Origin of the sequence: Streptomyces sp. NPDC018045 (assembly GCF_044327445.1) — a bacterium.
GTDB lineage: Bacteria > Actinomycetota > Actinomycetes > Streptomycetales > Streptomycetaceae > Streptomyces.
Window position 1 is genome coordinate 33,519 of the sequence record NZ_JBIRFL010000008.1, and the last position, 11,263, is coordinate 44,781.

General features: G+C 72.6%; 9 protein-coding genes. 3 read left to right on the plus strand and 6 right to left on the minus strand.

Going from position 1 to position 11,263, the window contains the following annotated elements:
* Positions 1-177: 177 nt before the first annotated feature.
* On the plus strand, positions 178-1,419 hold the full coding sequence (locus tag ACH4EB_RS20130) for a styrene monooxygenase/indole monooxygenase family protein (protein WP_398348894.1): 1,242 nt from the start codon (positions 178-180) through the stop codon (positions 1,417-1,419).
* A 102-nt stretch (positions 1,420-1,521) separates the two neighbouring features.
* On the opposite strand, the gene ACH4EB_RS20135 is transcribed toward ACH4EB_RS20130, so the two are convergent.
* The 6 genes from ACH4EB_RS20135 to iolC all read right to left on the minus strand — a co-directional run bounded on the left by ACH4EB_RS20135 (position 1,522) and on the right by iolC (position 8,725).
* Positions 1,522-2,001, minus strand: coding sequence for a GNAT family N-acetyltransferase (locus tag ACH4EB_RS20135; protein ID WP_398348895.1), 480 nt, complete (start codon positions 1,999-2,001; stop codon positions 1,522-1,524).
* A 236-nt stretch (positions 2,002-2,237) separates the two neighbouring features.
* Positions 2,238-3,731 (minus strand): CoA-acylating methylmalonate-semialdehyde dehydrogenase, encoded by a 1,494-nt coding sequence (locus ACH4EB_RS20140; RefSeq protein ID WP_398348896.1) that lies wholly within the window; start codon positions 3,729-3,731, stop codon positions 2,238-2,240.
* Positions 3,732-3,812: 81 nt separating this feature from the next.
* Complete coding sequence (gene iolD / locus ACH4EB_RS20145; RefSeq protein ID WP_398348897.1) at positions 3,813-5,723, minus strand: 3D-(3,5/4)-trihydroxycyclohexane-1,2-dione acylhydrolase (decyclizing); 1,911 nt, start codon at positions 5,721-5,723, stop codon at positions 3,813-3,815.
* On the minus strand, positions 5,720-6,640 hold the full coding sequence (gene iolB, locus ACH4EB_RS20150; RefSeq protein WP_398348898.1) for a 5-deoxy-glucuronate isomerase: 921 nt from the start codon (positions 6,638-6,640) through the stop codon (positions 5,720-5,722). Before iolB ends, iolD begins: the two co-directional genes overlap by 4 nt.
* A gap of 53 nt (positions 6,641-6,693) precedes the next feature.
* On the minus strand, positions 6,694-7,587 hold the full coding sequence (locus ACH4EB_RS20155) for a deoxyribose-phosphate aldolase (RefSeq protein ID WP_398348899.1): 894 nt from the start codon (positions 7,585-7,587) through the stop codon (positions 6,694-6,696).
* 121 nt (positions 7,588-7,708) lie between these two features.
* Positions 7,709-8,725: a 5-dehydro-2-deoxygluconokinase gene (iolC, locus tag ACH4EB_RS20160; protein ID WP_398348900.1), complete on the minus strand. Its 1,017-nt coding sequence runs from the start codon at positions 8,723-8,725 to the stop codon at positions 7,709-7,711.
* Positions 8,726-9,010: 285 nt separating this feature from the next.
* On the opposite strand from iolC, the gene ACH4EB_RS20165 reads away from it, so the two are divergent.
* Positions 9,011-9,931, plus strand: a complete 921-nt coding sequence (locus ACH4EB_RS20165; protein ID WP_398348901.1) for a sugar phosphate isomerase/epimerase family protein — start codon at positions 9,011-9,013, stop codon at positions 9,929-9,931.
* A 34-nt stretch (positions 9,932-9,965) separates the two neighbouring features.
* Complete coding sequence (locus ACH4EB_RS20170; RefSeq protein ID WP_398348902.1) at positions 9,966-10,988, plus strand: Gfo/Idh/MocA family protein; 1,023 nt, start codon at positions 9,966-9,968, stop codon at positions 10,986-10,988.
* Positions 10,989-11,263: the final 275 nt, after the last annotated feature.

An 11,263-nucleotide genomic window follows, 5' to 3' on the forward strand; every position in this document is an offset into this window, starting at 1 on the left:
CCGAGCCGCCGGGGCGAACCCGCGCGCCTGCCCCGGCAGTACGGCCGCCGCCGCGCGTACCGCGCCCGCAGTACGCGCAACGCGCCCGTGCGCCTCGTGGCCCCCTGTACACCGCACCACCCCGCCGCTACAAAAGACGATGTGGGGGCGGGCCGGGTCGGCCCAGGGGAGGCGGCAATGCGCAGGATCGCCATCGTCGGCGCCGGGCAGGCGGGGCTGCATCTCGCCCTGGCCCTCCTCGCCGCGGACTACGACATCACGCTGGTCACCGACCGTACGGCGGGAGAGGTGCGCACCGGGCGGGTGATGTCGACGCAGCTCGTGTTCGGCCCGGCCCGGCGCCTGGAGCGCGCCGCCGGGCTCAACCTCTGGGACGCGACCGCGCCCGGCGCGCGCTCGCTGCGGGTGACGGTGTGGGACCCGCCCGGGAAGTCCGCGCTGGCCTTCACCGGGCAGTTCGACGAGCCGCCGCACTCCGTCGACCAGCGGGTGAAGATGGCCGGCTGGCTCGGTCTGTACGAGGCCCGGGGCGGCCGGGTCCGGTACGGCTCCGTCACCTCCGACATGCTGCCCGCGCTCGCCGCCGACCACGACCTGACCATCGTCGCCTCCGGGCGCGGCGACCTCACCCGGATCTTCGCCCGCAATCCGCTGTACTGCCCGTTCGACCGCCCGCAGCGCACGTTGGCCTGCGTGTACGTGCACGGCATCGCGGCGCCGGCCGGCGAACCCGAGCCGCAGACGCGGATCAACGCGGTGGCCGGGGCCGGCGAGGTGTTCGTGCTGCCGGCGCTCACCACGGGCGGGCCGTGCGGCATCGTGCTGTTCGAGGCGCTGCCGGGCGGGCCGTTCGACTGCTGGCACGATCAGCCGTCGCCGGACGGTTGCGTGGCCCGCGCGCTCGAACTGCTGCGCACATACGCGCCCGGCGAGTACGAGCTGTGCAAGGACGCCAGGCCCACGGACGCGGGCGCGACCCTGTACGGCGCGGTCACCCCCGTCGTCCGGCATCCGGTGGCCGAGGTCGCGCCGGGCACGTACGTCCTGGGCATGGCGGACGCGGTCGTGGCCAACGACCCGATCACCGGCCAGGGCTCGAACACCGCGGCCCGCGCCGCCGCCGTCTACCTGGACGCGGTCCTGGCGCGTGGTGACGCGCCCTTCGGGCCGGAGTGGATGCACTCGGCCTTCGCCGCGTTCTGGCGGCACGCGCGGCGGGTCACGGAATTCACCAACCTGATGCTGGAGCCGCTGCCGCAGCACGTGCAGCGGCTGCTGGCGGCCGCCGCCGAACACCCCGCCGTGGCGCACCGCTTCGTCAACGGGTACGCCGACCCGGCGGACTACCACGACTGGCTGATGACGGCGGCGCAGGCCGAGGCCTATCTGGCGGCCGCCACCGCCGGCGCCAGGGGGTGACAGGCGGCGGGGCTCCGGTCGCCCGTGCCGCGTACTCCGCCGCACCGCGTGGGCCCGCGTGCGGGCCCCGTTGGTACGTGCATCCGCCGAACTCCCCGTCCCTCAGCTCCTGCCGCCCGTCTCCAGCGACAGGGTGAAACGTTTCTTGTCCTTGCGGGTCGCGCCGAACCGGTCGTAGAAGCGGATCGCTCCCGCGTTCCAGTCGGGCGTGTTCCACTGCGCCTCCGCGACGCCCAGCGCCTTGCCCTCGGCGATGACCGCCTCGACCAGCAGGGCACCCAGCCCGAGGCCGCGGTGCTCGGCGCGCAGGTACAGGCAGTCCAGGCTCAGGTATGCGCGGCCCTGCCAGGTGTCGAAGGCCGTCGAGCAGGTGGCGTACCCGGCCAGTTCGCCGCCGGACAGTTCGGCGACCAGGCAGCGCAGCCACGGCGGACGCGGCCCGAAGAGCGCGTCCGCGAGCCGGTCCGCCAGATCGGCGGCGGGCGGCGCGGAGCGTTCGTACGCGGCGTGTTCCGCGGCCAGCGCGACCACGTCCGGCAGGTCCGTACGGACCGCGTGGCGGATGACCGGTCCCCCCGTCATGGCGCGCCCGTCGCGGCGCACGGCATCTCCACGGCGCCCGTGGGGCGTTGTTCGACATTCATACGCAGCATCATGCGCCATCCGGCCGGAACGGTTCCCCGGTATTACGGCGGGTTTTCCGCGACGGCGGTGAACGGCGGGACGCCTGGGGCCCCTCCGGCCCCCCGGCGTCCCGGCCGCGCCCGCCGATCGTGGCCGCGGACTCGTCCCGCACGGCCCGCGTCCGCCTGCCGATGTCAGTGGTTGCTGGGGAAGCCCAGGTTGATACCGCCGTCGGACGGGTCCGGCCAGCGGGTGGTGACGACCTTGCCGCGGGTGTAGAAGTGCACGCCGTCGTTGCCGTAGATGTGGTGGTCGCCGAAGAGGGAGTCCTTCCAGCCGCCGAAGGAGTGGTAGCCGACCGGGACCGGGATCGGGACGTTCACGCCGACCATGCCGGCCTCGACCTCCAGTTGGAAGCGGCGGGCCGCGCCGCCGTCCCGGGTGAAGATGGCGGTGCCGTTGCCCCACGGCGAGGAGTTCATCAGCGAGATCGCCTCGTCGTAGGTGCCGACGCGGACGACGGACAGCACGGGGCCGAAGATCTCGTCGCGGTAGGCGTCCATCTCGGGCGTGACCTTGTCGAGCAGGGAGACGCCGACCCAGTGGCCGTTCTCGTGGCCGGCGACCGTGAAGTCCGTACCGTCGATGACGACGTCCGCGCCCTGGGCCGCGGCGCCGGTCACGTACGAGGCGACCTTGTCGCGGTGCGCCTTGGTGATGAGCGGGCCCATCTCGGAGGCCGGGTCGTCGCCGGGACCGATGGTCAGCGCGGCGGCCCGCTCCTTGATCTTCTCGATCAGCGGGTCGGCGGTGTCGCCGACGGCCACCACCACGGAGATCGCCATGCAGCGCTCGCCCGCCGAGCCGTACGCGGCGTTGATCGCGGAGTCCGCGGCGAGATCGAGGTCGGCGTCCGGCAGGACCAGCATGTGGTTCTTGGCGCCGCCCAGCGCCTGGACGCGCTTGCCGTTGGCCGTGCCCGTGGTGTGGATGTAACGGGCGATGGGGGTGGAGCCGACGAAGGAGACGGCGGCGATGTCGGGGTGCTCCAGGATGCGGTCCACCGCGACCTTGTCGCCGTTGACGATGTTCAGCACGCCGTCCGGCAGACCCGCCTCGGCGGCCAGCTCGGCCAGCTTGAGGGCCGCGGACGGCACCTTTTCGCTGGGCTTGAGGACGAAGGTGTTGCCGCAGGCGACGGCCAGCGGGAACATCCACATCGGCACCATCGCCGGGAAGTTGAACGGCGTGATGCCGGCGACGACACCGAGGGACTGCCGGATCGCGGCCACGTCCACGCGGGTGGAGACCTGGGTGGACAGCTCGCCCTTGAGCTGCTGCGGGATGCCGCAGGCCAGCTCGACGATCTCCAGGCCGCGGGCCACCTCGCCCAGCGCGTCGCTGTGCACCTTGCCGTGCTCGGCGGTGATCAGCGCGGCCAGCTCCTCGCGGTGCGCGTCGATCAGCTCACGGTAGGCGAACAGCACGGCCGTGCGCTTGGCCAGCGAGCTGGTGCCCCAGGTGCGGAAGGCCTCCTTGGCGGCGGCGACGGCCGCGTCCACCTCGTCCACGGAGGCGAAGGCGACCTGCTTCTCCTGGGCGCCGGTCGCGGGGTTGTAGACCGGGCCGAACGAGCCGGACACACCCTCGGCGGGCTTGCCGCCGATCCAGTGGTTGATGGTCTTCATGCGGGGGCCTTTCTGCGGGGACGACGGTGAGCGGAGGTCGGGTCGCAAGCGGTTCGGGCCATCGGCCGGCTGCGGGCGGGGTCAGAGATGGCGGCGGCGCGCGGCGGCGTGCCGGTCGTAGTCCTTACGGGCCCCGACCGCCGCCGGACGTGTCGCGGTCTCGGCCACAGGGACATCCCACCAGGCTTGGGCCGCGGGCGCGCCCGGCACAGTGTCGGCCGTTGCGGTCTCGACATAGACACATGTGGGGCGGTCGTCGGCGCGGGCCGCGGCGAGCGCGTCGCGCAGTTCGCCGACGGTCGCGGCGCGGATGACGTGCATCCCCAGGGACGCGGCGTTGGCGGCGAGGTCCACGGGCAGCGGGGCACCCGTGTACGAGGCGTCGGCGGCGCGGTAGCGGTAGGCGGTGCCGAAGCGCTCACCGCCGGTCTGCTCGGACAGGCCGCCGATGGAGGCGTAACCGTGGTTCTGGACGAGCACGACGTTGATGTTGACGCCTTCCTGGACCGCGGTGACGATCTCGGTGGGCATCATCAGATACGTCCCGTCGCCGACCAGCGCCCATACGGGCCGGTCGGGCGCGGCCAGCCGGACCCCGATGGCGGCCGGGATCTCGTACCCCATGCAGGAGTAGCCGTACTCCAGGTGGTACTGGCGGCGGGAGCGGGCGCGCCACAGTTTGTGCAGGTCACCGGGGAGCGAGCCGGCCGCGTTGATGACCACGTCCCGGTCGCCGACGGTGGCGTCCAGCGCGCCGAGGACCTGGGTCTGGGAGGGGCGTACGGAGTCGTCGGGCGCGGCGTAGGCGGCGTCGACGAGGGATTCCCAGCGGGCTTTGGCGGCGCCGTACTCCGCCTCGTACGCCGGTTCGACGCGGTGCCCGGACAGCGCCTCGGCGAGCGCTTCGAGGCCGGCTCGGGCGTCGGCGACCAGGGAGGTCGCGGCGAGTTTGTGGGCGTCGAAGGACGCGATGTTCAGGTTGACGAAGCGGACGCCGGGGTCGGCGAAGAGGGTGGCGGAGGCGGTGGTGAAGTCCGTGTAGCGGGTGCCGACGCCGAGGACGAGGTCGGCGCGGGCGGCCAGCGCGTCGGCCGTGGCGGTGCCGGTGTGGCCGATGCCTCCCACGTCGGCCGGGTGGTCGTGGCGCAGCGAGCCCTTGCCGGCCTGGGTGGAGGCGACGGGGATGCCGGTGGCGTCGGCGAGGGCGCGCAGGGCGTCCTCGGCCTCGCTGTGGTGGACGCCGCCGCCCGCGATGATCAGCGGCCGCTCGGCGGCGCGCACCACCCGTACGGCTTCGGCCAGCGCGGCGGCGTCGGGCGCGGGGCGGGGCACCCGCCACACGCGGTCGGCGAAGAACTCCTCCGGCCAGTCGTACGCCTCGGCCTGTACGTCCTGCGGCAGCGCGAGAGTGACGGCGCCGGTCTCCACCGGGTCGGCGAGCACCCGCATCGCCTGGAGGGCGGCCGGGATCAGCGCCTCGGGGCGGGTGACACGGTCGAAGTACCGCGAGACCGGACGCAGGGCGTCGTTGACGGACACATCGCCCGCGTACGGGACTTCGAGCTGCTGGAGCACCGGGTCGGCGGGGCGGGTGGCGAACACGTCACCGGGCAGCAGCAGCACCGGGAGGCGGTTGACCGTGGCGAGGGCCGCGCCGGTGACGAGGTTGGTGGCGCCGGGGCCGATGGAGGTCGTGACGGCGTGCGCGGACAGGCGGTCGCGCTGCCGGGCGTAACCGACCGCGGCGTGCACCATGGCCTGCTCGTTGCGGCCCTGGAGGTAGGGCATCGTCTGCGGACCCGCCTCCAGGAGGGCCTGGCCGACACCGGCGACGTTGCCGTGCCCGAAGATGCCCCAGCAGGCGTTGATCAGGCGGTGCCTGGCGGGCGCGCCGTCCTGGCCGCCGGGGGCCGCGGGGGCGTCCCGTTCGGTGTACTGGCGGGACAGGAAGGTGACCAGGGCCTGCGCCACCGTCAGGCGTCGAGTGGTCATCGTGGGTCTCCCTCGGGGGCGTAGGGCGCGTCGTACAGGGGCAGGCGGGGGTCGACGGGCCGGCCGGGCCAGGTGCCGCGGACCCAGGCGTGGTCCGGGTGGTCGCAGATCAGCCAGGCACGCTCCTCGCCGGGGCCCGCCATGACGTTGAGGTAGTACATGTCGTGGCCGGGCGCGGCGATGGACGGGCCGTGCCAGCCGTCGGGGATGAGCACGGCGTCACCGCTGCGGACCTCGGCGAGCACGTCCGTGCCGCGTCCGTTGCCGGAGGGGGTGACGCGTTGGTAGCCGAACCCCGCGGAGCCGTGGGCGGGGGCGATCTCGAAGTAGTAGATCTCCTCCAGCTCGCTCTCCTCGCCCGGCCGGCACACGTCGTGCTTGTGGGGCGGATACGAGGACCAGTTGCCCCCGGGGGTGAGCACCTCGACGGCGATGAGCTTGTCGCAGGCGAAGACACCGGCCGCGCCGAAGTTGTTGACCTGACGCGAGCAGTTGCCCGTACCGCGCAGCTCCACGGGCACGGCGCTCGCGGGGCCGTGGCGCGCGGGCAGCCGGCGGGCGCAGCGGGCGCCGGCCAGCGCGAACCGGCCGCCGTCGACGCTGGTGATCTCCGCTTCGGCGGCACGCGGGACATAGGCGAAGTCGGTGACTCCGCTGAAGACGTCCTTCCGCCCCGCCAGGGGGAACGTCAGGGACGGCCCGCCGCCGTCGACCGCGACCGTACAGCCGCCGCTCAGGGGCAGCACGATCCACTCGCTGTCCCCGGTGGCGAACGTATGCCCGCCGCCGGGCGGCAGTTGGAGGACGCGCAGGGACGAGTGGCCCCAGCCCGCCCGGTCCGGACCGATGTCCAGTGCGTACGGCCCGTCGGCCTTCTCGGCCCCGTCCTGGGCCCTGATGTGAAACTCGGTGCTCATGGCTGCAAGTCTCCTCCTCACCACTGACAGTTACCGCGTTCGGGCCCGGCCGCCTACCGCCGGAGCAGCGACACGGCGGTGTCCACGGCCGCCGTCACGTCCCCGTCGGCCGGGTAGAGCAGCGAACGGCCCGCCACGAGCCCCTGCACGGTCGGCAGGCGCAGCGCCTTGCGCCACTTCTCGTACGCCGCTTCCTGGTCCTCGGCGGTGCCCTTGATGTCGCCGCCGAGCAGCACCGTCGGCAGCGTCGAGGTCTCGCAGACCTGCGCCATGGCGTCGGGGTCGTCGGTGACCGGCAGCTTCAGCCAGGTGTACGCGGAGGTGCCGCCCAGACCCGAAGCGATGGCCACGGATTTCGTCACGGCCGCCGCGCTCAGGTCGTTGCGGACCTTTCCGTCCACCCGGCGGGAGAGGAACGGTTCGACGAACGTGGGCAGCTCCAACTCGGCCATGGTGTCTATGGCGCGGGCCGTGGACTCCAACGTGGCCAGCGAGCCGGGATCGCCGTAATCGATACGCAGGAGCAGCTTGCCGGCGTCGAAGCGCAGCCGGGCGATGTCCTGCGGACGGTGTCCGGTGAACCGGTCGTCCATCTCGAAGGAGGCGCCGGCGATGCCGCCGCGGTTCATGGAGCCCATGACGACCTTGCCTTCGAGGGCGCCGAGCAGGAGCAGGTCCTCCAGGATGTCGGCGGTGGCGAGCACGCCGTCCACGCCGGGGCGGGACAGCGCGAGGCACAGGCGCTCCAGGAGGTCGAGGCGGTTGGCCATGGCCAGTTCGCGGTCGCCGACGGCGAGCGCGCCGCGCGCCGGATGGTCGGCCGCGATGATCATCAGCCGGCCGCTGTCGCCGATCAGGGGGCGGCGGGTGCGGCGTGCCGCGGCCTCCGCGACGGCTTTCGGGTACCGGGCCCGCAGCGTCACGAGGTCGGAGATCCGAGTGGTCAAGGCGGTTCTCACCTTCCGGGAAGGTTCTGGGAGGTTTCCGGAACGAGCGGGGACGTACGGGAGGGCCGCCGCGGGGGGGGCGTCGGGGGCGGGGCGCGACGGGCCCTGGCCGGCCCGGCGCTCAGCGCGTGGCGAGGAATTCCTCGACCTCGTCGCGCGTCGGCATGGCGGACGAACAGGCCAGCCGGGACGCGACGATCGCGCCCGCGGCATTGGCGTACCGCATCATCGGCTCCAGCTCCCACCCGGACAGCAGCCCGTGGCACAGCGCGCCCCCGAAGGAGTCACCGGCGCCCAGGCCGTTGACGACTTCGACGGGCGTGGGCGGCACCTCGGCGGCACGGCCGTCGCGGTGCACGGCCAGGACGCCCTTGGGCCCCTGCTTGATGACGGCCAGTTCGACGCCCCTGTCCAGCAACGCCTGCGCGCACCGCGCCGGATCGCGGACCCCGGTGGCGACCTCGGCCTCGTCGACGTTGCCGACCGCGACCGTCGCGTGGGCGAGCGCGGCCTCGTAGTGCGGCCGCGCCCGGTCCCTCGCCGCCGCGCCGGTGACGCCGCCGGCACCGGACGCGCCGCCCTCGCCGCCCCAGAACATCGGCCGCCAGTCCAGGTCGAAGACAGTGGTGCCCGCCTTGGCGCGGGCCTCCAGCGCGGCGAGGGTGGCCGTACGGCTCGGCTCCTCGCACAGGCCGGTGCCGGTCGTCCAGAAGACGCGGGCGGCCCGTACGGCGTCGAGGTCCAGCTCTTCGGGGTGGATGACCAGGTCGGGCGCCTTGGGGCGGCGGTAGAAGTAGAGCGGGAAGTCGTCCGGCGGGAAGATCTCGCAGAAGGTGACGGGCGTCGGGTACTCCGCGACGGGCGTCACCCAGCGGTCGTCCACACCGAAGTCGCGCAGCGCCTGGTGGACGTACTCGCCGAAGGGGTCGCGGCCGGTGCGGCTGATGACCGCCGTACGCCGTCCCAGACGGGCGGCGGCGACCGCGACATTGGTGGCCGAACCGCCGAGAAACTTCCCGAACGTCTCGACCCGGGACAGCGGAACCCCCGTCTGCAACGGGTAGATGTCCACGCCGATGCGGCCCATGGTGATCAGGTCGTACGGGCCGGTCTCTGCGGTCTGCCGCGGCTCGGTCATGTGCGCCCCTCCGGTTCGTCACTGAGCACAGGTCTAACCGGGCGGCCGAGACGCTGTCAATACTTTGTCCTTACATTCTGACGTCATGGGTCACCGGAACCTCCGCCCGTCAACCACCCGGCGCCCACACGGCGGTCGCCCTGCGGCCTATCCCCAGTACAAAGTCCTTAAGTCCTTATGTCAGGACGAAGTCTTGACACTCCCCTGACCGGGATGGAGGCTGTGCCCCACAACCCAGCCCCGCGCCTCCCGGTCACCGGCGACCGGCGAGAGGAGAGCCGCAGCATGACCGTTCCCCATGCCGTCCCGCGCGTTCTGGACCGCCTGCGCATCGGATCGGCCCCCGACTCCTGGGGAGTCTGGTTTCCCGACGACGAGCAGCAGGTCCCGTGGCAGCGCTTCCTGGACGAGGTCGCCGAGGCCCGGTACGAATGGATCGAACTCGGCCCCTACGGCTACCTGCCCACCGACCCCGCCGTCCTCCACGCGGAACTCGACCGGCGCGACCTGAAGGTGTCGGCCGGCACCGTCTTCACCTCGCTGCACCACGGCCCGGACGTATGGGACAAGACCTGGGCGCACGTCAGCGAGGTCGCCACCCTCACCCGGGCGATGGACGCCAAGCACCTGGTGGTCATCCCGTCCTTCTGGCGCGACGACAAGACCGCCGAGGAACTGGAGCCGCGCGAACTGACCGCCGAACAGTGGCGCCACCTGAACAGCGGCATGGAACGGCTGGGCAAGCAGGTACGCGAGGAATTCGGCCTCGACATCGTCGTACACCCGCACGCCGACACCCACATCGACACCGAGGAACACGTCGAACGCTTCCTCGACGGGACCGACTCCTCGCTGGTCAACCTGTGCCTGGACACCGGGCACTACGCATACTGCGGCGGCGACAACGTCAAGCTCATCAAGACCTACGGCGAGCGGATCGGCTACCTCCACCTCAAGCAGGTCGACCCGGAGATCCTCGCGGACGTCGTCGAGAAGGGCACGCCCTTCGGGCCCGCGGTCCGGCAGGGCGTGATGTGCGAACCGCCGCTGGGCGTCCCGGCGCTCGCACCCGTCCTGGAGGCCGCCCAGGACCTGGACGTCGACCTCTTCGCCATCGTCGAGCAGGACATGTATCCCTGCCCCGCCGACCAGCCCCTGCCCATCGCCCAGCGCACCCGCCGTTTCCTGCGCTCCTGCGGCGCCTGAGTCACCGTCCGTACGGAGCGAGGAGTTCCACGAGATGAGCCAGCAGCACGGAACGCTCGGCGTGGCCGTCATCGGCACCGGCCGCATGGGCGCCGACCACGTACGCCGCATCAGCGGCGTCATCAGCGGAGCACGGGTGGCGGCGGTCGTCGACATCGACGCGGACCGGGTGAAGCGCGTCGCCGACGCCATCGAGGAGTGCACGCCCTACACCGACCCGGCGGCCGCCATGGCGGATCCTGGCGTGGACGCCGTACTGATCGCCTCGCCGGGCGCGGCCCACGAGGACGCGCTGCTCGCCGCGTTCGCGCGCGACCTGCCGGTGCTGTGCGAGAAGCCGCTCACGCCGGACCCGGCCTCGGCGCTGCGCGTTCTCGAAGCCGAGCAGCGACTGGGCCACCGGCGGGTACAGGTCGGCTTCATGCGCCGGTACGACGCCGACTACCTCAGGCTCAAGTCGCTGCTCGACCAGGGCGCGTACGGCCGCCCGCTGATGCTGCACAACAAGCACCGCAACGCCGGCACACCCCCCGGCTTCACCAACGCCATGATGATCCACGACTCGGTCGTCCACGAGATCGACGTGACGCGCTGGCTGCTGGACGAGGAGATCACCGCCGTACGCGTCCTGCGCCCGGCGCCCGGCGGCAACGCGCCCGAGGGGCTCAGCGACCCCCAGCTCATCCTCTTCGAGACCGCCGCCGGGCAGCTCGTCGACACCGAACTGTTCGTCAACTGCGGCTTCGGCTACCAGGTCGGCTGCGAGGCGGTCTGCGAAGGCGGCACCGCGCGGATCGGCGACGACCACGGAGTGTTCGTCAACGCCGCCGGCAAGTGGGGCGGCTCGATCACCCCGGGGTTCGTGGAACGCTTCGAGGAGGCGTACGACCGGCAGGTGCAGCGCTGGGTGGACGCCACGCGGCGCGGCGAGGTCACGGGCCCGAGCTGCTGGGACGGCTACGCGGCGGCAGTGGTCTGCGAAGCGGGCGTACGCGCCCAGACCACCGGCGAACGCGTCGAGGTCGAGCTGGGCGAGCGGCCCGCGCTGTACCGCTGAGCCACGGCCGACGGCCTGCCGTCTCTTCGCGGGTCGGCTCTTGTCACGAGCTTGTGTCGCGGTCGGCGCGGCGGCGCCCTTTTCCGTGGCCGGTGCGTCGTTTTTCGTCATGGCCGGTGCGTCGTCTTCCGGTGTGACCGGCGCGTCGTTTTTCGTCACGGTCGATGCGTCCCCCGTCATCGCCGATGCCCCCGTCACGGTCGGTGCGTGCCTCTGTCACGGCCGATGGGCCCGCCGCCACAGCCGATGCCCCCACGGCCGATGTGCCCCACCAC